At 57.2% G+C, this 24,388-nt stretch carries 21 protein-coding genes, 3 tRNA genes and 2 pseudogenes; 5 read left to right on the forward strand and 21 right to left on the reverse strand.

Going from position 1 to position 24,388, the window contains the following annotated elements; all coding sequences use genetic code 11:
* Positions 1 to 10 precede the first annotated feature (10 nt).
* The 5 genes and pseudogenes from ACNANG_RS01735 to ACNANG_RS01755 form a co-directional block, all read right to left on the reverse strand.
* On the reverse strand, positions 11 to 1,711 hold the full coding sequence (locus tag ACNANG_RS01735) for an ABC transporter permease (RefSeq protein ID WP_420225738.1): 1,701 nt from the start codon (positions 1,709 to 1,711) through the stop codon (positions 11 to 13).
* Positions 1,711 to 2,679, reverse strand: coding sequence for an ABC transporter substrate-binding protein (locus tag ACNANG_RS01740; RefSeq protein ID WP_420225739.1), 969 nt, complete (start codon positions 2,677 to 2,679; stop codon positions 1,711 to 1,713). Before ACNANG_RS01740 ends, ACNANG_RS01735 begins: the two co-directional genes overlap by 1 nt.
* 47 nt (positions 2,680 to 2,726) lie before the next feature.
* Positions 2,727 to 3,413 carry a hypothetical protein gene (locus ACNANG_RS01745; RefSeq protein WP_420225740.1) on the reverse strand — a complete coding sequence of 229 codons (687 nt, stop codon included), beginning with the start codon at positions 3,411 to 3,413 and terminating at the stop codon, positions 2,727 to 2,729.
* Between the two features lie 107 nt (positions 3,414 to 3,520).
* Positions 3,521 to 3,868, reverse strand: a pseudogene (locus ACNANG_RS01750) (ATP-binding cassette domain-containing protein); the annotation flags it as partial.
* A gap of 354 nt (positions 3,869 to 4,222) precedes the next feature.
* A pseudogene (locus ACNANG_RS01755) lies at positions 4,223 to 5,610 on the reverse strand (dihydrolipoyl dehydrogenase).
* 318 nt (positions 5,611 to 5,928) lie between these two features.
* Here ACNANG_RS01755 and ACNANG_RS01760 point away from each other — a divergent pair.
* From ACNANG_RS01760 to ACNANG_RS01770, 3 genes are all read left to right on the forward strand, one after another.
* A tRNA-Gly gene (locus tag ACNANG_RS01760) sits at positions 5,929 to 6,004 on the forward strand.
* A gap of 139 nt (positions 6,005 to 6,143) precedes the next feature.
* Positions 6,144 to 6,219: transfer RNA gene (locus ACNANG_RS01765), tRNA-Gly, on the forward strand.
* 325 nt (positions 6,220 to 6,544) lie between these two features.
* Positions 6,545 to 7,693 carry a chemotaxis protein CheB gene (locus tag ACNANG_RS01770; RefSeq protein WP_420225741.1) on the forward strand — a complete coding sequence of 383 codons (1,149 nt, stop codon included), beginning with the start codon at positions 6,545 to 6,547 and terminating at the stop codon, positions 7,691 to 7,693.
* A gap of 88 nt (positions 7,694 to 7,781) precedes the next feature.
* Here the strand turns inward: ACNANG_RS01770 and ACNANG_RS01775 are convergent, their stop codons facing one another.
* The 8 genes from ACNANG_RS01775 to ACNANG_RS01810 form a co-directional block, all read right to left on the reverse strand.
* Positions 7,782 to 8,702, reverse strand: coding sequence for a LysR family transcriptional regulator (locus ACNANG_RS01775; RefSeq protein WP_420225742.1), 921 nt, complete (start codon positions 8,700 to 8,702; stop codon positions 7,782 to 7,784).
* 47 nt (positions 8,703 to 8,749) lie between these two features.
* Complete coding sequence (locus tag ACNANG_RS01780) at positions 8,750 to 9,652, reverse strand: polysaccharide deacetylase family protein (RefSeq protein ID WP_420225743.1); 903 nt, start codon at positions 9,650 to 9,652, stop codon at positions 8,750 to 8,752.
* A 12-nt stretch (positions 9,653 to 9,664) separates the two neighbouring features.
* On the reverse strand, positions 9,665 to 10,354 hold the full coding sequence (locus ACNANG_RS01785) for an isochorismatase family protein (RefSeq protein WP_420225744.1): 690 nt from the start codon (positions 10,352 to 10,354) through the stop codon (positions 9,665 to 9,667).
* The gene (locus tag ACNANG_RS01790; protein ID WP_420225745.1) at positions 10,351 to 11,673 is read right to left on the reverse strand and encodes an FAD-dependent monooxygenase; all 1,323 of its coding nucleotides are present in this window, start codon (positions 11,671 to 11,673) and stop codon (positions 10,351 to 10,353) included. The genes ACNANG_RS01785 and ACNANG_RS01790 overlap by 4 nt, the downstream gene beginning before the upstream one ends.
* Positions 11,619 to 11,990, reverse strand: coding sequence for an FAD-dependent oxidoreductase (locus tag ACNANG_RS01795; protein WP_420225746.1), 372 nt, complete (start codon positions 11,988 to 11,990; stop codon positions 11,619 to 11,621). Before ACNANG_RS01795 ends, ACNANG_RS01790 begins: the two co-directional genes overlap by 55 nt.
* Before the next feature lie 20 nt (positions 11,991 to 12,010).
* The gene (locus ACNANG_RS01800; protein WP_420225747.1) at positions 12,011 to 13,006 is read right to left on the reverse strand and encodes a Bug family tripartite tricarboxylate transporter substrate binding protein; all 996 of its coding nucleotides are present in this window, start codon (positions 13,004 to 13,006) and stop codon (positions 12,011 to 12,013) included.
* 43 nt (positions 13,007 to 13,049) lie between these two features.
* Positions 13,050 to 13,859: a maleate cis-trans isomerase family protein gene (locus ACNANG_RS01805; RefSeq protein ID WP_420225748.1), complete on the reverse strand. Its 810-nt coding sequence runs from the start codon at positions 13,857 to 13,859 to the stop codon at positions 13,050 to 13,052.
* Positions 13,860 to 13,963: 104 nt separating this feature from the next.
* Complete coding sequence (locus tag ACNANG_RS01810) at positions 13,964 to 14,149, reverse strand: hypothetical protein (RefSeq protein WP_420225749.1); 186 nt, start codon at positions 14,147 to 14,149, stop codon at positions 13,964 to 13,966.
* A gap of 680 nt (positions 14,150 to 14,829) precedes the next feature.
* Between ACNANG_RS01810 and ACNANG_RS01815 the strand changes: the two genes are divergently transcribed.
* Positions 14,830 to 15,225, forward strand: a complete 396-nt coding sequence (locus ACNANG_RS01815; protein WP_420225750.1) for a Panacea domain-containing protein — start codon at positions 14,830 to 14,832, stop codon at positions 15,223 to 15,225.
* A complete protein-coding gene (locus ACNANG_RS01820) occupies positions 15,218 to 15,793 on the forward strand; it encodes a hypothetical protein (RefSeq protein ID WP_420225751.1) in 576 nt (191 codons plus the stop codon). The genes ACNANG_RS01815 and ACNANG_RS01820 overlap by 8 nt, the downstream gene beginning before the upstream one ends.
* A gap of 2,250 nt (positions 15,794 to 18,043) precedes the next feature.
* Here ACNANG_RS01820 and ACNANG_RS01825 read toward each other — a convergent pair.
* The 8 genes from ACNANG_RS01825 to ACNANG_RS01860 all read right to left on the reverse strand — a co-directional run bounded on the left by ACNANG_RS01825 (position 18,044) and on the right by ACNANG_RS01860 (position 24,359).
* On the reverse strand, positions 18,044 to 18,934 hold the full coding sequence (locus ACNANG_RS01825) for a GTP pyrophosphokinase (RefSeq protein ID WP_420225752.1): 891 nt from the start codon (positions 18,932 to 18,934) through the stop codon (positions 18,044 to 18,046).
* Positions 18,935 to 19,165: 231 nt separating this feature from the next.
* Positions 19,166 to 19,588: a hypothetical protein gene (locus ACNANG_RS01830; RefSeq protein WP_420225753.1), complete on the reverse strand. Its 423-nt coding sequence runs from the start codon at positions 19,586 to 19,588 to the stop codon at positions 19,166 to 19,168.
* Between the two features lie 659 nt (positions 19,589 to 20,247).
* Positions 20,248 to 20,817: a hypothetical protein gene (locus ACNANG_RS01835; RefSeq protein WP_420225754.1), complete on the reverse strand. Its 570-nt coding sequence runs from the start codon at positions 20,815 to 20,817 to the stop codon at positions 20,248 to 20,250.
* 114 nt (positions 20,818 to 20,931) lie between these two features.
* A complete protein-coding gene (locus ACNANG_RS01840) occupies positions 20,932 to 21,321 on the reverse strand; it encodes a hypothetical protein (protein WP_420225755.1) in 390 nt (129 codons plus the stop codon).
* A 135-nt stretch (positions 21,322 to 21,456) separates the two neighbouring features.
* A complete protein-coding gene (locus ACNANG_RS01845; RefSeq protein ID WP_420225756.1) occupies positions 21,457 to 22,293 on the reverse strand; it encodes a GIY-YIG nuclease family protein in 837 nt (278 codons plus the stop codon).
* A 107-nt stretch (positions 22,294 to 22,400) separates the two neighbouring features.
* Positions 22,401 to 23,579, reverse strand: a complete 1,179-nt coding sequence (locus tag ACNANG_RS01850) for a tyrosine-type recombinase/integrase (RefSeq protein WP_420225757.1) — start codon at positions 23,577 to 23,579, stop codon at positions 22,401 to 22,403.
* 196 nt (positions 23,580 to 23,775) lie between these two features.
* A tRNA-Cys gene (locus ACNANG_RS01855) sits at positions 23,776 to 23,849 on the reverse strand.
* 195 nt (positions 23,850 to 24,044) lie between these two features.
* Positions 24,045 to 24,359, reverse strand: coding sequence for a hypothetical protein (locus ACNANG_RS01860; protein WP_420225758.1), 315 nt, complete (start codon positions 24,357 to 24,359; stop codon positions 24,045 to 24,047).
* Positions 24,360 to 24,388: the final 29 nt, after the last annotated feature.

A 24,388-nucleotide genomic window follows, 5' to 3' on the forward strand; every position in this document is an offset into this window, starting at 1 on the left:
CCCCGTCACTCTATCGGGCCGCGCGCCGCTGCGTCCAGAGCGTGACCGTAAGCATCAGCGACGTCGTCACCAGGACGGTCACCACGCTCATGGCCATGCCCTGCCCCACCGACCCTTGCTCGAACTGGCGCCAGATGAACAAGGAGACCGTCTGCACGCCAGTGGGCGCAAGCAGCAGGGACGCCACGAGTTCACGCGACGCGACCGCGAACACCAGCAACATGGCCGCGAGCAACGACGGCGCCAGCAAGGGCAACAGGATGCGGACCAGCGCCGTTACCGTGCCCGCGCCATGGACCCGTGCGGCGGCTTCCAGGCTGTCGCCGATCTGTTGCAAGGCAGCCTGCGCGTACCGGACCGGATAGGGCAACAGCAGGCAGCCATAGGCCAGCAACAGAATGCCCCACGTGTTGTATGGCGTAACGGGCCACCAAGTCTGGTTCCATGCCAGGATCAGGCCGACCGCGACCACGATGCCCGGCAGGGTGTTGGGCAGCATGGCCAGTGCGTCCAGCACCACGCGTCCGCATGTGCGGGTCTTGACGACGCAATAGGCCACCAGCAGTCCCAGCAGCCCGGTCAGCAACGCCGCGCCCAGCCCTAGCGCCAGGCTGGTGCCGAGCGCCTGCATGGCATCGCTGCCCGTCTGCGCGATGGCGCGGAAATGCACCCACGACAGATTCGACACCGCCAGGCCGCCTGACAAGGTGCGGCTGAAAGCGGTGGCAACGATGGCGCACAGCGGCGCGACGGTGGCGACCAGGGCAACGAGGGCGAACAGCGCCGCGACGGGCAGACGCCAAGCCCCTAAAGGGCGCAACTCGACGTCGATGGGCTTGCCGGTGGCGGTTTCAAAGGCGCGCCCACGCATCAGGCGGCGCTGGAACAGGAAGGCCATCATCGCCAGCGCGACCAGGATCAAGGACAGCGTCGATGCACCCGGCAGGTCGATGGGCCATTCGGAAAAGCGCCGTTCGATACCCGTGACCAGCACGAAAAAACCCGCGTTGGCCGCCAGCGCGGCGGGCGTGCCGTACTCTTCGATCGCCATGGCGAACACCAGCAGCAGGCTGGCCGCGATACCCGGCGTGGCCAGCGGCAGGCTGATGCGCCAGAAGCAGCGCCAGGGGCCGCCGCCGCACACCCGGCCCACGTCCGCCAGTCGCGAGCCCGATGCCGCCATGCCCCGCGACACCGCGAAATACACCACCGGCAGCACGTTCAGCGTCATGACGAAGACCACGCCGCCAAACGAAAACAGCAGCGGACCCGCATGTACGCCCGCCAGCTGCTGTACATAGCCGCGTGGCTGCAGCAGCATGATCCAGCCGAGCGCCGCGATGTAGGGCGGGATCATGAAGGGGACCAGCAGCACCACGTCCCACACGCGTGCAAACGGCACGTTGAACAGACCGCGCAAGGTGCCGAGCGGAATGCCGATCAATGCAGCCAACGCCACGACACACGCGCCAAGTTTGAGCGTGTTCAATGTCAGTTCGAGCAAGGCCGGATCGCCAAGCGTGCGGCCAAGATGGCCGAAGGGCTCGTTCAAGCGCCCCTGCGCCAGCACAGGAAAGATGGCCTGCAGGAAAACGAAGGCAAGCGGCAAGGCCACCAGCACCGCCAGCGCGGCGGTGGTCGCGCCCGTCAGGGCGATGCTTGCGCGGGTGGCGGTGGTCCGGGTGGCGGTGGTCCGGGTGGCGGTGGTCATTACTTGCGTTGATAGAGCGTCGAGAAACGTTCGAGCAGCGCCTGGCGGCCCGCGCGATCAGTCTCGTTTTCCGCCGGCAGCGCCTTGATGTCCTTGACGCCCGCGCGACGCGACGGCACGTCGGTGCGCGCCGGAATCAGGAAGGTGGCGGCCACGCGCGCCTGGCCTTCGTTCGACAGCACGAAATCGATGAAGCGCTTGGCGTCGGCCGCCGATTGACTGGACTTCAGGATCATCATCGGCCGGGCGGCGATCACCGTGCCGCTGCTTGGGAAGATGACCTCGATGGCCTCACCCGATGCCTGGCTGCCCAGCGCCACGTAGTCCACCGCGCCGAACACGGCAGCCTTGGCGCCCTGCAGCACCGGGTTCATCGCCTGCGCGTTCGGGCCGGCGATCGCCATGCCGTTGGCTTTCAGTGCACTGAAGAGTTTCCAGGCGGTGTCGTTTTGCGCGGCCTGCAGGCCCGACAGCAATTCGAGCGCAGTGCCCGATTGCGCCGGATCGGGCATGTTGACCTTGTCCTTGAACGCGGGCAGTGTCAGGTCGCTCCAGTCTTTCGGACGCGGCGTGCCGCTTTGCGTGTTCCAGACAATGGCCAGCGCCGACAGGCCCTGCGCGACATAGCTCGGTCCCTTGTACGCCGCGGGCACGGTCGCCGCGTTCGGGCTCACGTAGGGCAGCAGCCAGCCGCGCTTGTCCAGGTCCAGCGCACTGTCCCACGACGCCGAGATCACGATGTCCGCGCGCGGGTTGCCGGCTTCGGCTTCCAGCCGCGCCATGACCTTGCCGGTGTCGGCCTGGAACACGTCCACGGTAATGCCGGTGGACTTCTTGAAGTCGTCCGCCAATTGCTTGGCCAGTCCGGCCGGACCGGCGGTGTAAACGGTCAGCGCGCTTGCGGCGGGGCTGAGGAAGACGGCGCCCAGGGTCAGGCACAGGCCGAGCATGGAGTTGCGGGGTGTCATGGATTTTACACATGAAAGGAACAAAGGAACAGAACTGTCGGGCTCGTTCAGGCCGCCAGCGGGAACCACCGCAGGCGCGTCCAGTCGAGTTCGAGCCCGATCGGCGTGTGCAGCGGCAAGCGGGCGTGCGTCAGCATGGCGAGTTCGATGCCGCCGGTCTCGGGGCCGACACGTACGGTGGTGGCGTAGTGACCGCTGCGGTAACGCTGCGAGATCACGGTGCCCCGCAACGGCGCCGCATCGGCGGGCCGCAGAGCGGAATGGGGTATGAAGAGATGGCCTGGACCGGGGGCGTGGACGTGGGAAGGCACTGCCGCGTGCGGGAGAGCAGAGCCGGCCGCGGCTGCCGCCGCGTGTTCGCGCCAGCCTGTGCCCGGCGGCGACGTCAGCGCAATGCCCGGGCCCAGGCGCCATCCGTCGTGGGTGCGTTCGCCCGCCGCGACGGCGCCAAGCTTGAGGAACTCGGCCACGGCCAGCGATGCCGGGTCATTCATCAAGGCGTCGGGCGACGCCATCTGCTGAATGCGCCCACCGCGCATCACCGCCACGGTATCGGCCAGGGTAAAGGCCTCCTCGTGGTCATGCGTGACGTAAACGGCGGTGGTACCCAGCTCGCGCAACAACGCGCCGATCTCGCCGCACAAGGACTCGCGCAGATCGCGATCCAGATTGGAGAGCGGTTCGTCGAACAGCAGCAATTGCGGACGCGCGACGATGGCACGGGCCAGGGCCACACGCTGCTGCTGACCGCCCGACAGGCTGCCGGGTTGCCGCGCGTCATAACCCCCAGGCCAACCAGGTCCAGCGCCTGGGCCACACGGGTAGCGGCTTCGCGGCGGCGGACGCCGCGCATCTCCAGCGGGAACGCCACGTTTCGCCCCACGGTCAGGTGCGGCCACAAAGCGTAATCCTGGAACACCATGCCCAGGCCCCGCTTTTCCGGTGGCAGGAAATGGTTGTCATCGACCACGGTTCGGCCAGCGATGGCGATGCGGCCTTCGGTAGGCCGCATCAGTCCCGCCAGCAGTTTCAACAGGGTCGTCTTGCCGCATCCCGACGGCCCAAGCAAAGCGAGCACGTGCCCTGCCGGCACATCGAGGTCGACCCGATCAAGAACCGTATGGGTGGCGAAACGCTGCACCAGGCCGGCGATCGACACGGCGGCGCCAGTGGAAGTGGGAACGGACATTGGGGCAGCGGTCAGTCGATCGGTCACGGGGCGAAGTCATCGGCAAAGGGAAGCCCCCGGGCGCGTGTGCATCGCGGCAGTCGTTGATAATGACAACGACGCCACGCGGCGGCCTGATGAGCAGGCGCAGAGTCTAAGACAACGAGATGACGGTTCGATGACGGTCGGCGATGATGCCGACTGTCGACACAGCAGCGCGTGCGGCCCGTGTGGCGCGTGCGGCCCGTGCGCCGCGTGCGGCCCGTGCGGCCCGTGCGGCAAACGGTGTTGGACCGGCAGTGCTATTGGGCTGTTGGGCTGTCGGGCTGTCGGGTTGCCGGACCCGTCATGCCGAGACGTTCAGCCCCGGGCCTGTCAGCGCTTCAATTTCGAATCGGCATCCCGAAACGCGTCCCGCACGCCTTCTTCGATCACCGGGTGATAGACCGGCATCTGCAGAATGGTTGCTACCGTCAACTTCTGCTGCACGGCCCAAGCCAGCAGATGCGCAACGTGTTCGGCTGCGGGGCACAATCCCTCGGCGCCCAGAAAGCGCCCTGTCTTGCGGTCCGCGTACACGCGCAGCAGGCCTTCATTTTTGAGCATGATGCGGCTGCGGCCCTGGTCCTTGAACGAGATCTCGCCAATCACGACGGCGTCCTGGTCCAGATCCGACAAGCGCTCACCGACCATCAACAGCGCCGGGTCGCTGAACACGATGGCCAGCGGCGCCCGGCGCAAGCCCGGCTTGACGGCGGGAAAGCGCGCGGCATTGACGCCAGCGATACGGCCTTCGTCGATCGCCTCGTGCAACACCGGCGGATCCGAATCGTTGTCACCCGCAACGAATAGGGGAAGCTTGCCGACCTGCATCGTGCGGCGGTTATAGGACGGAATGCCTTTGTCATCCAGCTTGGCCGACGTCATTTCCAGGCCGAGCTGCCTGACGTTCTGCGACCGCCCGATAGCGACCAGCACGAAGTCGAAATTTTCGGTCGCCTTTCTGCCGCTCGGCTTTCTGAACGTGATGTCCACCGAATCCCCTTGCGGGTCTTGTCCAGCACCTTGGCATCGGCATCCAGCGCAAACGACTGACCGAATATCGAACATGCTTCGGCAGTGACGGCATCGTCCGTCAGCGGCCCGATCTTTCCGCCTTCCCCGAACATACGCACGCGCACGCCCAGCCGATGCAAGGCCTGGCCCAGCTCCAGGCCGATCACCCCCGTGCCGAAGACAGCCACGCTGCCCGGCAGATCCGTCCAGTCGAACACATCATCATTCGTCACTGCCCGATCGCCCAGTGCCTTGAAGTCGTCAGGAATGATCGAGGACGACCCGGTCGCCAGCACGACAGCCCGAGCCTGGATCTCGGTATGACCATCGATGCTCAACGTGTCGTGGGACACGAAGCGGGCATGGCCGTGGACCTTGCGCGATGCCGGGATCTTGTCGACCTCTTCCACCGCCAGCGCCACGAACCGATCACGTTCCTTGCGCACCCGATTCATCACCGCGACGCCATCGACCTTGACCTTTCCTGTCCGGACGCCAAACGCATCCGCACGATGCGCGGCATCCGCAGCGTCGGCCGCGGCGATCAACAGTTTGGAAGGCATGCAGCCCACACGCGCGCACGTCGTGCCGTAAGGCCCGCTTTCGACCAGGATGACATTGGCGCCCTCTTCCCGGGCGGCCCGGAACGCAGACATGCCAGCCGTTCCCGCACCGACCACCACCACATCCGCTTTCCTTCGTTTCATGCCTGGCCTTGAATTCGTTGTCATTGATCGCAGTGTCCGGGAGACCCGCCACTGCGTCCAACGCAAGGTGCAAGCAATTTTCTCTAAGCGTGAGAGTGCTCGCAGGGGATAGTGAGTGTTGGCAAATCATCGTCATGCGTTTGACACGCATATTTTCGATTTGCTATAGTCTTGTTCTCGCAACGACGCGCACAAAACCGCAGCGCAAGCAGCAGTGAATGGAAGCGGTTGTTGAAGCAGTGTGTGTATTGAAAATGCGGTGAAGTTTGCGGTATTGCGTTACGCAAGTTTGCAGTAACCCAAGCGTGTAGTACCCAAGCGGGAGTAGCTCAGTTGGTAGAGCGCAACCTTGCCAAGGTTGAGGTCGCGAGTTCGAGCCTCGTCTCCCGCTCCATCATTTCAGTCGCAGTTGGACTGCTTGAAGTCAGCAGCACCGTAGTAAGCATCAGGTCAGTAGTCAATCAAAGGCGTGGCAGCCCTTGTTGATCTGCATGCAGGCAGTATGATCGTCTTGAACGCTAGTTCAGCGATACGCGGGAGTAGCTCAGTTGGTAGAGCGCAACCTTGCCAAGGTTGAGGTCGCGAGTTCGAGCCTCGTCTCCCGCTCCACATTCAGTAAGAAAAGGGAAGCTGTCCGCAGCTTCCCTTTTTTCGTCCATGCCAACCGCGCGCCGCGCCGCCAGACAGGGCCGCCACATAAAGTCCATGCCGTTGAACGTGTCGGGTGCCAGCGCAGGCTGGATTAGCGCAGAGTCAGCCTTACCGTGCAAATCTGCAATAAACGTCCGGCGCCATCTCCTTCACCGGCTGGGCCATTCTCACGCATGAGCCGGTAAGCCGCGACGGGGCTGCGCCGTGCCAATGAGCGGCGCCGCCGCATCGACCCGGCGCAGATATTGCTCACGTTGTCCGCACTAGCCAACGACGGACGATAATGACCCCTTCCCCACGATGCATTGTCATCGGCGCGTCTGCCGGCGGCGTGGATGCCTTTCTGAAAATCGCTTCGCAGCTGGCGCCGGATTTCCCGATGCCGATTTTGTGTGTCCAACACATCGGCGCCCACCGCAGCCGCCTGGCGCAACTGATCGACGCCAAGGGCCAGAACCGTGCGGTACCGGCGGTCGACGGCATGGTGCCGCTTCCTGGCACGATTTACGTCGCGCCACCCGACCGGCACCTGATCCTGGATCAAGAAGGCATCATCCGATTGTCCGCAGCAGCAAAGGAACATCATGCTCGCCCCGCGATCGACCCCCTCTTCCGTTCCGCCGCCCTGGTCTATGGTCCGCGCGTGATTGGGGTGGTGCTTACCGGCCTGCTCGACGACGCGACCTCAGGCCTGCGCGCGATCAAGCAACTCGGCGGCACGGCCGTGGTCCAGGATCCGTACGACGCCTACGCGCCCAGCATGCCTGAAAGCGCGATCGCCAATGTCGACGTCGACCATATCGTTCCTCTCGACGCCATGGCCGACCTGTTGCACCGGCTTGCCCGGCAGCCGGTACCCGATGTCGCACCTGAGACCTTCAGGGAGGCGCGGCGGCGAATCGAGTATGAGCATTCGATAGGTATGGAGCCGCCGACCTTGGAAAAACTCAAAGCCATAGGCTCTCCATCCACGTTTACCTGCCCGGACTGTGGCGGCGTCCTGTTCGAGCTGCATGACAAGCAGCCCGTCCGCTATCGCTGTCACACCGGCCATGCCTTCAGCCTGCGATCGCTGGCCTATACGCAGGAAGAGGTCACCGATCAGGCGCTGTGGACCGGCCTGCGTGCGCTCCAGGAAAAGGAATCGATCCTGCGGCGCCTGGCCGAGGCGGAGGACGTCCCGGGAAGCAAGACGGCGCAAGATGCGTTGCGGGAAGCGGACGAACTGGCGGTAGCAGCGTCTACCCTGCGCCGTCTCGTGCAGGCCACCCCCGGCCGCAAAGTTTTGACGAGCTCACCGGGCAGGCCGTGGCAGGGGCGGACGACGCGGATCACGATGCCGAAGCAAGCAGCAAGGACTGACGGGGCAGGCTATCCCTCGAAGGCACCCGAGGCTTGCCAGGTAGCGGCGGCTGAAAAAACAATGGGTTAGCCATACACCACTCGGCCCAGAGCACTAGGGATCACGGTCGCGCCGGAATAGTTGAACTCAGGCAAGGTGCTATCTGGGACTAGCACGTTCAAAGCACGTCGCCATTCACTAATTCCAGGCCAGCAACATCCGAGAGTGTGGAAAAAAGCACTTCCATGAACACATGTACGGCCGGGGCAAGTTCCTTATGTCTTGGCCATGTGGCAACAACACTGCGGCGTATAAGTGGTTGAATAAGTTGCACGCTCTTGAGTCGATTTCCAAAAGACTCAGGCAAGACCGTTGTTGAAGGGACAATGGACAACCAGCCAGGGCGAAGTGCCAACTGCAACAGGCTTTGCAGCGAGTCGATTTCCATGCAAGGTTGTAGAGTAAGGCCGTGAAGGCCAAACTGCGAGTCTATGAGATTTCTAAGTGATTTGTGACGTGATGGCAAAATCAGCTTGAATGCTGAAAGCTCGTTACCCTTCAGCACATCACGCGCCCCAAGTGTCTCGCAATGACCTACCACGACTAGATCCTCACGCGAAACCATCCTTGTATGCATGTTTAGCAGATCCTGCGTCGTGCTTAATAATGCAAAATCCAATTCTCCTTGAATTAGCCATTCAATGAGATCACTGCGATATCCATCGCGGGCGAGTATCGCAACGTCGGGGCATAGCTGGTGAAAGGTAGCGAGCGTCTGCCCCATCACGTACTGATTGAACGATGCCTGGCTGCCCACAACCAATTTTCCGCCAAGATGACTCGATCCCTGACTGAGGACTGCCCTTGCCTGCTCCAATTCAGTGAGCACACCGATGCAATGATGATAAAACCGATGTGCCAGTGCGTTAGGGGTTACACCATGCGGATCCCGCTCGAACAACTGGACATCCGCATTGGCCTCCAGGCGTTTGATCTGCTGGCTGATCGCAGGCTGCACGACATGCATACGCTTAGCAGCTTTTGTGATACTGCCCTCTTCGTACAGGGCCACAAAATATTGGATCTGACGTATGTCCACGGCAGCACCTTGTCAAAGATTGCGTATGACCGATGCTACGCTGATCATCAGGCGCCCGGAACCACGCCAGGAGGAAGCGCGGTGACATGCTCCGCAATTGCCTGAGGTGTCGTCAACCAAATTCGATCGCGCTGCTGGCTGATGTGTTCCAGGATTCGGCGCAGCTGGCGAATACGATGAGGCTGACCTGTCAAGAAAGTATGCAAGGACAGGCAATAAACTTGCGGGTAATTTTCGGACTCGGCCAATTGTTCGTCGAAAGCATCAATCGCCATACGAGTAAACTCTTCGTCACTAGCCCCTCGATTGACATACGCAGGCAGGTCATTCAGTTCCATTGAAGGATAAGGCACCGCTAGAATTGGACCGTTGTCTGTTCTGAACCACATAGGCTGGTCGTCAAACCACCAATCCAACATGTATTTAAAGCCCTGTGCTTTCAACAATTCGGGCGTGCGTGAACTTTGCGAAATGAACGGTCCGAGCCATCCAGCCGGCGGCTTTCCTTCATATTTTTGAATCAATGCGCAAACGTCCTGAAGCATTGATCGTTCGGACTCCTCGCTCATATCCGCCTGCTTTTCGGAATTAGTCCTCCCATGACCAACGATTTCGTCTCCACGCTTTCGAAACGCGTCAAGCACCTCGGGGCATACGTCATAGACTGAGCCATTAGCAAGCACTGCCAATGGCATTCCAAATTGTTCGAACAGAGCATGAATGCGCCACACGCCAACGCGGTTGCCATAGTCCCGGTAAGCGTACCCGCGATGGTAAGGCGCCGACGGCATAGAAGTGAAGTCGTTACCCGGATTCCGCCCGAATTCAAAACCTTCGATATTTAGTGCGAAGTAGACGGCCAAACGTTTGCCATCTGGCCAATCGTACACCGGACGCGTAGTGATCGCGCTGTAGTCGTACCGATCATTGCCATTCTCGAATTTTTTCATCGTAGCTCCAAATCATCGATCGGCGAGCTGCGCCAGCGCGCACAGCGTTGCTTCGGTCGTCATGACGTCTGCATATTTTTCGGACATGTCGTACAGGTTCACAACATGTGACGCATGATTTCGGTCGTAAACCGCATCCTCGGGCACTGTGACCCGATAGTTATAAGAGAACGCGTCGACCACACTCCCGCGTACGCAGCCCGACGTGGCGCATCCAGTGACGATCAGCGTGTCAGCTCCGCTGTTAATCAGATAGCTCGCCAACGCCGTGCCAAAAAAAGCGCTTGGGTGCTTTTTGGGTATCAATACATCGCCTGCCCGAGGTGCGATTGATTCGACGAACTCGTAGCCTGCGGGCGCTATGTCCATCAACGTTGGCACTTTTTCAGTCAATCTGCCAGTGTCGAATGCAAACTTTTGCGCCACATGCGGATATAGCACCGGCCAGCCTTGTTGGCGAAAGACCGTCAAGAGTTTCTCGATGTTGCCGATCGCATCCCAGGCAACTTGGCCACATGCAGTAGGAAACTCCTTCATTGCTTCTACTAGCGGCAAAGGCTTCGTCCCTGCTGTGCGGTATTGAACATCAATGATCAGTAGTGCTGGCCTGCTTCCCATCCCTGAAGAGCGGCCAAAACCTGCGCGATGGGAAGCAATGCGGTCTGCTTCAGGAACCAGCTCATCCCAGATTCTTGGACTCATCTCGTTTCCTCCTTATGAAGATCCGCTCCGCGGACGATGTCTAGAATGCGCCCTGCGTCAGTAATGTCGGCACCGCGCCAAGCCACATGGCCGTCCGGTCTGACAAGCACCATTGGTGAACCGTACAGCTCAGCAACTTCAGGTTTGTCGATTTGAGTAACCGCCAACGGGACTTCCCGATCCTGAGCAGCAGACAATAGGCAGTCAATTGCCTTATTACGTCGATGGTCAAAAACCAGCAGTGCAAAGCCGTGGCCGAACAGGTCGAGCGTGGATAGGCCATCAGCAAGCCAAGCATGAGGTGCACGCGATCCCGGCCTTGCTGTCGGGACGTAAGTCGAATAATCATCTGGTGTCGGAGGCGTTCCATCGGAAACGCAAATTGAACTGCCTTCGTACCGATAACCCACTTGCAGACCCCAAGATTGCCATTCAGCTTGGGTCGCTTTCTTTAAATCCATTCCGACGGTGCGCCTTGCTTCAATCGCGCGATCGGAATCTTCAAGCAAGAAATCGCACGGAGCTGGGGAAGTCCATGTCTTGAAATTGTGCGTTGAATAGGCGGCGTTGCGTATTGCTATGGGCTTGCGCTCTTCTTCGTATGACGCAATCAGACGATTTCCACCCCACCCCTTAATGACTGCCTCCAACTTCCATGCGAGGTCTGTCGCGTCACACAATCCCGTGTTCATGCCCATGCCGCCCGTCGGGGACATTGTGTGTGCGGCATCGCCAGCTAACAGAATGCGATCGGTGCCGTAGCTTGAGGCGATCAGCTCAGTTCGTTTCCAAGGCAATACTGATAGCACAGTGAAATCGATCTGCTCAGTACCAAGTGCGCGGCGTATCCATTCTTCGGCGTTGAAATTTTCCATGTCGAACTTCGTGGCACTGCCATACACGGTCAGGCGCCACACAGCACGGCCGTCAATTACCGTCAAGTTGCCCCAGGTACCCTCTGGACCAATAAATAGAAAACGCTCTGCAGTCGCTTTCCCGCAGCGCTCCAGCAGGTTAGGACTCTCAAACAAAATACCCATCGAATAATTAAGATGGGCATTTCCCTCCATGGAAATACCCAGCAGTGTGCGTACAGTACTGGTACCACCATCGCAACCGACCACATACTTTGCGTGCACAGTAAGTGGAGCGCCTGTTTCGGTGTTAACCGCCAACACGGTGACACCGTCAGCCGACTCTTCTAGGCCATGTACAGACGCATTCAGCTCTAGGCTTGCCTCAGGAAACTCGGCCAGCCTGCGTTTTAGGATTGGGTCGAGCCAATGCTGAGGACACCGTTGCTTTTTTCTGGCGTCCACGTAGGTGTTTCCATATCCCGAATGCTTGGATAATCGTCGCGTTCCAGGAGGTGGCCCGTCATGCTCGTGCAGAATTCGATGGAAAGGTCAAAATCGTCCGGAAATCCGCAGTGGCGGACGTCGGAGGTCAATCCCCAGCGCCGGAAGAACTCCATTGTCCGCACGGCAATCAGTCCAAGTCGTGGATGGTCGACTTTGCCATCGCTTTTTTCGAGCAGCACGACGTCGACACCACGCCATGCAAGATCAATGGCAAGACTCAAGCCTATCGGGCCGGCACCGACAATAGCAACCGAGGTGTTGATGGTGGTGGACATGTAGTGTCTCCTGCTTTTGTTTATTCGACGTGGACTTTGGCTTGGGTTACGACCTCGCGCCATTTGGCACCCTCGGTACGAATAGCCTGAGAGAACTCTTCTGGTGACTCATCGACCGCAAGATATCCCAGCTTTGCAATGCTTTGCCGTAGCTCAGGACGCTTGCTAGCGTGGCGGAATGCGAGGTTCAACTTGTTCAAGGCTTCAGGAGGAATACCTGTGGGAGCAACCAATCCAAACCACTCCATGGACTCAAAACCGGGAAAGGCTTCTGCTACTGTCGGCAGATCGGGCACGAGTGGATTACGCTCGACGCTGGTGATCGCAATGGGTCGTATCGCACCGTCTTGCATATGGGGCAGCATGTGCCCAAGAGCGACGAAGGCCAGTTGCAAAGTTCCGCCAGAAAGGTCGGTCATAACTTGACCGTTCCCTTTGTAAGGAACGTGAACGATGTCGATTTCCGCCTTGAAGCGAAGCATCTCGCCTGTCAAATGAATAATGGATCCGACCCCTGCCGAACCGTAGTTGAGTTTGCCTGGGTTTTCACGAGCGACTTTTACGAGATCGGCCATCGTGTTTATGGGAAGCTTCGCATTAACCACTAATACGAGTGGGCCGCGAACTGCTCGACTTACGGGCTGGAACGATTTCAATGGGTCATAAGGAAGCTTCGCAAACAGGGAAGGAGCGACGGCTAAGGTGCTTGTCCCACCCCAAAGCAGGGTGTGTCCATCCCGTGTTGCTCTGGCCGCTGCACCGCCGCCTGTCATGCCGCCCGCACCTGGTCGGTTATCTACTATGACCGGTTGATCCAATTCGGTTGAGATTTCCTTGGCAAATAGCCGGGCTGTGGTGTCAGTTGGGCCACCTGCGGCAAACGGTACGATCAAGGTAATTGGTTTAACCGGATAGTCGGCCGCGTTGCTGCACATCGGGGCGATCAGTGCCGCCAAGACAAGCGTCACAGTGAAATGGACGTGACGGGGCAACGCGAACTTTTTGAGTGCGTTCATGCTGAGCTCCAGGAAAGGCTAATCAGTGCCGCTTAAGGCGGCGTCAAACGGGGATGCGGGTCGACCAACCACCGAACAGTGGCTCCCCTGGACCAGGAGGGGTTAAGTAATCTTCCCCACCGCAGGCCTTAACCAATGCCCATGCCAAACAAAGATTAGATGACAAAACCGGTTTTCCGGTCAGCTCGCTGACCTCGGCGATAGCTCGCAGCGTTGGCATGCCAGTACCAGTAAACACGATTGCGTCGGCGTCTTGCCAACGGAGCGCTTGGAACGACTGCAATGCCATTGCGGTAGTTATTGAATAAATATCGCGTGTGTCAGTGGTGTCAAACGCGATCGACGCGCACGATGTGATGTCCATGCCGCGCTCCACCCAATATGTTTTGCTAAGCTCGACCATCCAAGGCGGGTATGGAGCAAATACCGCGATGCGGCGCGCACTTAGGTGTTCAAGTGCGGCCAGGATCGCCTGCGCCGAGGAAATGATTGGATAGCCGAATTTCTCGGCCGCGTCGGAAAGCGCGCGATTTTCCGCTTCCGCGCCGACGACATAAGAGCTACCAGTGCAGGCGTATCCCACAGCGTCTGGCTTTGCAGTGTCATATGCATCCAAACTCATTGGGAGATTGGTCAGATAATCGACCATGCGTTGCCGGGAATCCGTGCGACTACCGCTAAGTCTCGTTACCATCATAGAAAACCCTGCAGGTAGCAACGCTGCAAATTCGGGTTCAACAACAGGATTGGCCTGAGGAACGGCAATTCCGAGGATTGCACCGTTCCCATATTCACGCGTCGCATGAGACTCGTGGAATTGACCAATTCCTTTCCCGTGATAGTCGTTTTTCACCTTGGGCCTCAGCGGTTAATGGCAGAGGCTTGATTATTATCAGGGTGCACCAATCCATCAATTAACTAAATTTGATAGGGGGTATCACAGCGAGGTAGACGGATTCAGTCGGCGCGGCTTGGTAATGGCAGGGCGGCAGTTTGGTGGATAAAGAGGCGTTGCGCCGAATGCGTACTGCGTTTGGTCACGCCGGCTGACGTCGAGCCCGGAACAGGCGTCACGGGCAGCAGCTTGTCGCGTGCCGTGACTTTGAAGCGCTTTCCGTTTGGCGTGGGGCGGATGGTCGGCACCTGGGTTCCTCGGCAGGTCGACTACCGATACTGGAACTCACCTACACGGCAAACTGCGCAGTACACGCGTGACTGGATCACTCGTTCGAGTGATTTCCAGCGTGTTGGAGGGGTGTCTGAGGGGTGTCTCAACGGGTTTTCGATGTGTCGGGGATTCATTGCGAACCGCCAACCCGTTGATTTGTATGGAGACATTTGGAGACGCGAGCCGGAGTCGAACCGACCTACACGGATTTGCAATCCGGAAATCTACCTAAGAATCAATGTGTTACAATAAATTCGCACGCTCTGTAGCAGATCTTCGACCGATTACGTTGTCCAGAAGAAAAAACGGCATGTGCAAAAGCAACTATGAAAGCAGGTTGCAAGATCTCGACGGCGATCCGATGCCACTCCAGTCATCCCCAGGGGCACCAGCTTCGTTGATTTGTGCACAACGCCGACACCCATCCTTGCTTGGCTTATCTAAGACACGTAACCAGTATTGCCCTACACTGTAATTTTGTACAGTGAACGTCAGTAAAGCCTTTACTTTTGGCGAGACGCACCAACATGTGATGTTGAACCGTACACTCCATCAATACCTTCAAGCACACACAATTATGGCTTACACAGCGCTTGCGGTCGCGAACTCATTTATTACGCTTAGCTTAGATGGCGAGTGTGATCGGATCACGCCGATGAAGCTGCAAAAGTTGCTTTATTACGCGCACGGATGGTGTTTAGCACTTCAAAACGAGCCTTTACTCGTCGACAAGTTCGAAAAGTGGACTTATGGTCCAGTCGTCCCGAGCATCTATTATGAGTTCCGAGACTACGGCGCTAGGCCAATCAGCGCGATTGGCACTCGACCGGAAAACGGGACCTTGCCTGCTCGGCCCATTGTCAAACGCAGCGATGTTTGGACTTGGGATTTGATCCGGAAAATCTGTGAGGAATATGGCCGCCTTGACGGGATACAGCTATCCATCATGAGCCACAGCGAGAACGGCGCTTGGGCAAAAACTAAAGGCAACAATGCTGAGATCGATGACGATCTAATTAAGACGGAGATTGAGGAAAATCATCTTGTTTAACCCCGATCTTAGCCGTATCACAGCCCCTGCCAGCGTCAAGGATGAGGGCGCTTTAGCACCGAGCGAAGAGAAACTAAAAGCTGCGGAAGGGGAAAAAAATTTTTATGCGTCGCCTGTGCAGACACGTGCAGAAGATGAAGATATAGATAGGGTCGAGCGTCAACACATACTCGATTTGCGTTCAGCATACGCTGAACGGGCTTACAGATTCGTAGGGTGGTCCGTGGTTGGATTATTCGCCGTAATCTGTCTCGACCTCCTACTGCGGGCGAACTTACACCTAATTGGCTTATTATTTAGTACGTTTTCATCCAAAGCACTGGTGCCATTTCAAGGACTTGATAAAACAGTTGTAATTGCACTGATATCAGGCGTAACTGTCAATGTGGTTACTGTATTTCTAGTCGTTGTACGAAACCTCTTTCCCACCCATAAAAAGCAAGACAGTCTCGGTGAAGGAAAGAAAGCCTCGACGCCTTCCAAGCGGACTACTCGACCTCGCTCATCTACAACGCCCGAAAGTACGCCGGCGGCTGTCGCTAGTTCGGCCCCTGAGCCATCGAGCTAAGAGCCAAATATTGACATCGAGATATTTCGCAAGCTGTTAAGTTCGTTGTCTACGATGCTGCTCATTCTCGACAGAGCGATGTTCGACATCAACTAGGGACAGCGCTGGATTACATGCCGCTGAAGAAGACAGTAGACGAGCATTTCGCGATTTGTCTGGCCCCGGTTCAAAGCCCTGGGATTGCAGCGCTAGTCCCACAAGGAAGCTGGCTGGAGAAACCGCTTATGTATGTATTCGACGCTGACGGCACACTCCAGTGGAGACGCGATGTATATGCGAACCCAGACGTCATGAAAGGGTATCTTGAAGCAATCATTCGCGGTGAAAAAGTGTTGAGACACCGCACGGTGCCGTCGCTTCTTAGGACACAAAATCCTTAAAATCTGTAAACGTTCGCCTCCAAAAAGAATGCAAATGGCGAGAGGTCTGATCCAACTCGACGTGCCACAACGTCTTGCGGGATATGCATTTTAAAAATAGACCGCTCGGCAGCTCACCTCAAAGCATGATCGCTTAGCCGGAGGAAATTGCCCTAACGAATTGCAGTGCTCGCTTGCCTCCGAACTCGAGCATAACGTGTGAAGTTCGGGTATCCCGGATTTAAGTCTGCTTCGAATTTGATCCACCAGATCCGGGAATTTGCAGAACATGCAAATCATGCCGCTTTCTGCGTTTGGGGGCACAAGGGATCTCTATAAGCGGCGCCACGACAGATCCACCTTTTTCATTGACTTCAAGCCCTTCGTTGCTATCGACGCTAAACAGTTGATAATTATAATACTTGGCTCATCTGGATGACTTGCGCCTAGACTTGGATCACGGATAGACGCAACTGGGAACATCCAAGATGAATAATAAGACAATTTTCTCGGCCGTTTCTTTGAGCTTTATTGCCGGCTGCAGCACGCCCCGAACCCCTTATCAGCCGATTGGAGAAATCTGGGGCGAACGACTATTTCCGTCAACAAGTATGTCATCGCTTTATCCACCGCGCGGAGGTTTCTTTCCAGGTGACATTTACGCTTTATGTAGGGAAGACATGGTTGCTGGCTTGGTAGACTTGCCGAGAGAGCAAACGAATGAATTACTAGGCCAAGGACAAGATAACTCAACCGAGAGCGGTGCTATCTCTGCAAGACGTTTTAAGGGCCTTCTCCTCGACCGGTTCGAGTCGTTTTATCCACGCTTGCTAGATGACTCTAAATCTAGACCTCAATTCAGATTGAGGTCCGAGACCAACTCTGACAGGATGGTGGTCGAGCTTCCTAACGGCGGCTCGTTGCCCTTACCTGTCGTGGCGTTCCCAAGCTCCTCGTTCGTAGCGTCGTCTCGGAACGATGTCTCAATGTCAGGCTTGTTCGGTGTTGTGAAAGCTGCAGTCGGCGCAAGTCGGACGCACGAAGACTATTACAACCTCGCCATCCCACAAGCCGCTTACACGGCGATTCCCTATATCTCAGCGGTGGCTGCCATCGACGAAGGTCTTGCAGCGGGAAAGGAAGCCCCCTCCAAAATGCTCTGGCATCGCTGCGTGAGTTCGAAACACCGGACTGCACGATTGGGGTGTTTGTATCTTGGAAGGTTTATTACACCACCGAGATATCATATTCGTGGGGGGAAACTTTAGCTCAAGCTCTTACAGTACAAGCACAAGTATTAGGCAAGCCACAGATAGGTGAAGGATCTGATAAGGCAGTTGGAGGTGCCGCGAATGCTATCCCTGCAAGCCCTGCGGCAGCAGCTGTCTTAAACCAACCCACACCACCGTCTGGTGGTAACACTGTCGGAGCCTCAGTCGGCAAAGCAGCCGATTTGATTCCGTCCGAGGAAGCAGCCCGCGGTAAGCTAAAAAGCGCTGCAGACTCGAGCGTATCGACAGCAGCTATTGGTGCCAAGATGGCCGGTGAGGGGGCTTCTTTGGGCTCGTCAAACGGAATTGCGTCGGCTGTTGCCTTCAAATATAGGTATTCAGATCCTGTTGCGATATCAGTCGCGTTTCTTCAATTGGATATGAAAACGGATAAGCCTCGAAGAGTATTGCCGATTATGCCGGACCCAGTAGGTAGGTCAGTTCCGCTTCAAAAGAAAGGCCTGAAGTGGGATGTCAACATTAAGTAGTAAGAACGACGCGCGCGATTAACCAGATGACTATTAAGAGCGCGCTCGGTGCGGGCGCGGGTAACTGAACGCCAGGGCTCGCTCGGATTCATTCTAGGGCGGCTCGAGAGCAGCTGCTCTATGCTAGCACCTCTAATGCCAAGAGAAACCAACGAACGAGGCTATCTCCGCGACGTCGCTATCCAGGCTCGCCAATGGCCAGTCGTTGCTCAGATCGTCAAAGCGGTGTTTCGCAAGCCAGAAAACCAAAACACATATTGGCTTCGAAAAGAGTTCTAGGTCCTGACGTTCAGCGATCTTTGTCCTGTAGGCCATTGCCTCGAACATCCGAGTGACCTCAGCTAACGAAACGGTTCTTAGCAATTCTCTAAACCGCTCCAAGATAATTAACGTATGCTCGTCGAGGCTCGAGTAAAACCCTATGCCAGTGATTTCTTTAAATTTGGTGTCAAGACAAGCGTACCAAAACCTCTGACTGCGATTGACGTCGTCCAACTCTCTAGCAACAGAGCAGAACATTTCATCGGTGGCCTCCATGAGCGCCATACTGCGAGCCACCAACCGCTTCGTCGACTGAGGAACATACTGATCGGCTTTGTAGATATTGTCGTGGACAAGCTCCGCATAGGCGTGCTGCAATAGACTGCGGAGCTGAACCTCGCAGGTAGTGCCTTCAGGGATTATCGTCCCCCCATGAGTAAATTCTTGGAAGCAGATCGCCAGATAGTGAACAGACTGGTAATCAAACTCGCCCGGTTTCGCCGCAACCTCATCAGCATAATGCCGCTCTCGAGTCACGGTCCAGCCGGAAAATCCGATCAACGCTCTCTCGACGATTTCAATGTCAGAACTAACTAGGGTCACGAATCGACATCCAACGATATCGGTCATTTGCTTCGACGGATCCATATAATTCTTCTTATTTGGCGATATATCGATTAACCAGATTGATTCCGCTGGAATGGTAATCATCACGCCGCTATCAAAAACGACTTTCCGTCGACGGCGAAATTTGCTTTTCACGTACTCAACGTCCTTAGTAATCGCATGTGTAGGAAAATTTAGTCGCGTCATAAAAGCTATATAGTCTTTTTGATCCGCGTTCGGTAAGTGTCTTCGCGAAGGTTGCCACTGATACCGTCTGGGCATTACTTCTTAACTCAGTACGCAATGCTTCACCATGGGCAATGCGGTTCGCCGGGAAATAAGCTTTTTCGTCTAAAAATCGAAGGGTTTTCTCGAAAAAATCTTGAATTAACCGCTTGTCTGAAGCGGCGACATCAGCTCCCAAAAAACCGTTGTAGAAATAAAAAGCCGCGCTTCGGCTTTCTGTTCCAGTGCAGGCGCGGGCTGCACCGCGGCAGCGCCGGCCGACCATCGACCAACCGACGTGATCTGCTTGACGTTTGCGACGCCGATCTCGTTGTTGTGGCCAATCATGAATCTGATGATTGGCACGAGCCGCGCCGGCATCACCGTCTCGGGGAAATTCGCCAGCTTGTTTATCTCCTGCAGATCAATCATCTTGCTGAATGCTGCCACCACAAGGTTGACGTAGATCCCGATCCTGCTTGTCAGGAAGTAGCCCTCTTTCGGGTATGCCACCAGATCGGTTGGATAAGGTTTGGTCTTGCTTTGCCATAGCTGGTAAGCGCTGACGGCATTCGGGGCCAGCATCTGCAGATAGGTTCGGAGAAAGTGGAGCCCGCGCCCTTGCGCGTCAGCCGACTTCCATGCGGGTTATAGGTATCGAGTCGACGCTTCTTCCCGATGGTCCTTCAGCAGCGCAAGGCCGTCAGCGTTCACCGCTTTGCCGACAAGCTCGAAGGAGCCCAGATGCGCGGCACCCAAGACGTTCGCGTCAAAATCTTTGGCAGCTAGGTGCGATCGAAACAAGTCCAGGAATAGGCCTTTCAATGCCTCCTCCACCTCGTTCTCGACAAAGCTTCTTTCAAGCGGGCGAAGCCGAGGGAGCTCCGCACTAGAAAAGTCCAACGACATGACCGCTACCCGCCCCACGATGGAAGGGCCACCGCAGCTGATTCAACGTTGACCGTCAGAGTTTCAGGAGCCACGTAGCGCCATGTCTCGGGACGAACCTGATGAGCCTGCGGCTCGGAGATTTGAACCATCAGGTCGGCCTGCCCGGCGGACAGCGCGGGCACTTTTTCACGCAACAGGGCATATACCCGCTGGTAAAGCGGTCTGTTCCTGCCCCGCCGTGAACCAGCGGCTGTCTCGCCAAACTCATGCAAAAGTGCTTCGGTAATCTGGCTCCGAACGTCAGAAGCGACGTAGGATGTGGCCACCCTCGCATTTACGGTCATTAGGATCTCTCACCGAACAGGCGTAACAAAGCTGACGCGGTAGCTGTCGTCCGCCGATAGCAGCGTCGCCTGGATCGCCAGCTGGGTGCTCGATAAGGAATCCGCCGCCACTTTCAAGGGAGCAACCGGCGCTTCCGGAGACGCCTCGTCTAGGACTTGCTCCCCGCCCTCGGCAGAGAGACACGCAACAAATAGGGTGTTGATGTTGTCCAAGCTCGGGCCGCGCGCCCTCTCCTCCTCCGCCTCATTCGAGACTGACAGGAACCGCAAGGTTGGAAAGGTGCGGCGCACCAGTAAGTCGAACTCACCGAGAAACACCGCATTCCCGTCATATACCGACGGGTATCTTGCGAGATCTCTGAGGACTGACATGGACGGGGGAGCTTGGCCGGCCTGCACAATCGCGTGCATGACCAACTCCAAACTGGCTTTAAGCGGGGAGCTCAGGTATTCGAAAGAAAACGGATTGCCGAACTCCGGATGAATATCGCCGGCGGTGTAGGAAACGAGCAGTTTGATGACTGCTCCGTCCTTGGGCTGCACGCCGACAATGCCTTTAAAACCGAATCGCACATACACGCGCTGGCGGTCGTCAGCTTCGACGTAGAAAACGCGATCGTTCGGAAAGGTGTTTGTGTACCGATCGCTATAGGAGTACTCACCATCGCCATCGGATACCGCTACGCCGCAGAGTTACAAGTCGTCGTCAGGCGGCGGAACCTCGATCGCATAGAACGGCTCACTTCCGGTCACGGTATGAGGAACCAGAACCGATCGCAGCTGAGCCGCTTCGATCAACGCTTCCTTGCCTGCATCCACAGTGGCGGGCGTTTCAACGCGGTCCGACCGGCCGGACGAGTCCAGCAGAGTCCTCTCTGAGTCAATCGTGAACGCTGATGCACCTTTGTTGACGGCTCGAATGCGCACCTTGGCGGGCGTGGCCTTGCGGACGATGCCCCGCATCGCCGCATCGGCAAGAACAGTCGCGTCCCACGTCTTTTCGAACTGCTCGGACATGGCGGTCTCCAGCTGCGCCGAATACATAGCCAGCATCGTTGCCATTGCTTCGACGTGCTGCATCACGCGCGGATCTTCGACCTGGTACAACGGCGCGATGGCAGAATAGCTGGAGACAGAATCGCCTCTCTGGTGCTAAGTGGCCCAAAGATCGGTCCAGAGCGGCTCAAAGATTGACGACCGGCGGCGCCCTTGTCTCAGTCAATTGTCGTCATGCACAAACCGAACAATCGCGTCGATCTCGGCTACGGTGGTATCGAACCACTCCTTACCCGGAACATTCTCCCGCCATTTACCTCGCGACTTGAGCACATTGTGAATCGCCGACTCCATCGCGCGAACTTTGCGGGCAGGCCATTGACCGAGTAGAACGGGGTTGTCGAAGGAGGATGAGTAACGGCATTGATCATCGACTCGCTTTTGTGCATCCCCCGTTGCCATTCCAACCTTGATTGGGAATGCTCCCTCATGCTTGACTAGGATAGGGAAACTAAACGCGTAGACAGTGCCATCAAAATCGAAAACTTGACCGGTTTCGTCAGCTTCAAAGGCTGCCCCTTCAATCGTCGCTTCTTCTATTTCCTCTTCGCTGACGTCCTCAGGCGCGGGCAACCTGAATTGCCCTTTTCCCAGACTATGTAAATACCCAGCGTCTTTGGCGACGTAAGAAACGAAAAATCGGATGTCTGCCCCGACCGTCGTCGTCTTGTCGGACTTGGCCCGTTTTATGACAGTCTGCTGCTGCTCCAGCGTCAGATACTTATCAATTGTCTTACGAGCATATTCAATAAGCCGAAACTGCTCGCCGCTTGCGACCACAGGTTCCGTGAGGATCTCAGGAAGTGCTTTGTACCGGGCAAAGCGATAGCAGAATGAGGACGTTGGCTCAAAAGGAATGTCCACGATATCCCTGTCAAATGTTGTACGCGTTGGTATTGGATAGCGGCAGCCATCCATTGCGAATTCTCTCACGGCGACGAGTGCTTCGCTGCCTCCCATTATTTCGCTGGCGTGATTTGCCCGGTGAGCCCACTTCATAGATCGTGCGTGCTAGTTGGCCTCGCGCTAATCACCCGCAGCCGTTCAAAATCAGGTAACGGCGCCTTGGGCTGTTCGGGCATCGGTGTATTGTGGTTCGGCTATGGCTAAGCAACGTTGGCCCAAAGTCGCGCTGTCATGTCCTCGGCCCGGAACGATACGTATCGTTCCGCCATAGACGAACCAGGCACCCACCCCATTATTTTTGAGATCTCTTCCTGATAGAACATCCACGATCCGTCAGGCGATCTCAACTCAAACCACCAGCAAGTTGCTTCATGGCGCAGGTCGTGTTCGGCAAGGTCAACGCAGCATTCGTACTCCAAAAGCGTTTTAAAGCGCTTGGACAATCTGTTGGTGACGTCCGACAGCGTCGCCTCATCACCGTCCCAGAACGGAAATATGAGGTCGTTCGCACTCCAGAACGGACGACTGGACATGTGTTCGGTCAGCAGTTGATGAATCTCTCGGGTCATTGGCGCGTCCCGGAATTTGACGCGGCCCCGCCATTGCTTTGTCGACCGTACCCGATAGCGTCTGCTGGCCAAATCAATTTGGCTGGCTCGCGTTGTGTACGCTTCCCGAAGCCGTACGCCAGTTCCAATGATCAATTGGAACAGCGCCCGCAACATAGGAAGGTCATCCGAAACAAGCGGTCGCTCCCGATCAGGTCGCTTTTTCCCAGCAAGTGCTGCGAGGATTTGGCGCTCTTCGCCCACGGCAAGGCGCCGCTCGCGCTGGACGTCGACCCTAAGCTCCCTTCCGGCCGAGCGCGCGACTTCGGCATCGACCTCGTTGTAGGTCGAATAGCCCCTCGGAAGTGACGTCAGCGGATTTGGCAGTCCCAGGTTAGGTAATGTCCGAATTTCCCAGGCCAGCATCTCAGACAAAGCGCCAACTCGCTTGCGAATCGTGCCCGGCGCCAAGTTGCGAATGCGCTTCATGCCGCGCACCCACTCGTCCGCCCAGCGATAGCTCAGCTGGGAGCGTTCCAACTTTCCCAACTCATCGAAAAGTAGATCGAGGATGGCGACGTCTGACTTGGATGGCTCACCCGTGTTGATCCACGCCCGAATGGTTGGACCAACGAGCTTTCGGGCCTTCGTCGGCTCCGCAACCATAGCCGTGGGCACAATGCCGGCGGCCAGCCACTTTTCGCACGGTTCAGCGTACGCTTCTGCGCTTATCAGATCGTCGAATGTGTCGTCCAGCGGCTTGGGCAGCAGCTTGTCGCGTATCGTGACTTTGAAGCGCTTTCCGTTTGGCGTGAGGCGGATGGTTGGCACGTGGGTTCCTCGGCAGGTCGACTACCGATACTAGAACCTACCTACACGGCAAACTGCGCAGTACACGCGTGACAGGATCACTCGTTCGAGTGATTTCCAGCGTGTTTGAGGGGTGTTCGAGGGGTGTTTCAACGGGTTTTCGATGTGTCGGGGATTCATTGCGAACCGCCAACCCGTTGAGTTGCATGCAGAAATCTGGAGGCGCGAGCCGGAGTCGAACCGACCTACACGGATTTGCAATCCGGTGCATAACCGCTTTGCTATCGCGCCATTGCCGAAGCAGCCTGCGATTCTAGTATTTCCAGACGAAGAGTGCAACTCGTCTGCCAAGTTTTTTTGCCAAGTGGGCGGATGGCGTGATCCGGAGCGCTGGCGAGCGCTCGCTTCCCCGCACCCTGGCAGCCTATTGACCTGCCGTAGACGGGTCATCGTCCGTCTTGCGCGCCAGCGGGTCTAGCGGAGGCTTTACAAACACGCCTCGAGCACCGCAATGCGCTTGGCCATACCCTCATCATCACCCGATGCCATCCGGTACAGGCTGACTTCGGTGTTGACCGGGCCGGGCCGCAGTTCCAGGCGTTCGCGCTGGCCTTCAGACAGGATCTGTTGGCCGTTGTCGTTCGACGCCAATATGGCGGCGGCGGGGCTGTTCTCGGCCTGGTGGCGCCAGCCCCAGGCGATGCACTCCGCCAGTCCTTCCATGGGCTTGCGGGACACGAAAAAGGCGTCCGGCTTGGCCGTGGTCGCCGCAGGAACGATCCCCCCGTTGGCATCGACCATGCTCGACGGTTTCCACGCCCCCCAGGTCC

The sequence above is a fragment of the Pigmentiphaga litoralis genome (assembly GCF_048632615.1).
GTDB classification, from domain to species: domain Bacteria; phylum Pseudomonadota; class Gammaproteobacteria; order Burkholderiales; family Burkholderiaceae_B; genus Pigmentiphaga; species Pigmentiphaga litoralis_B.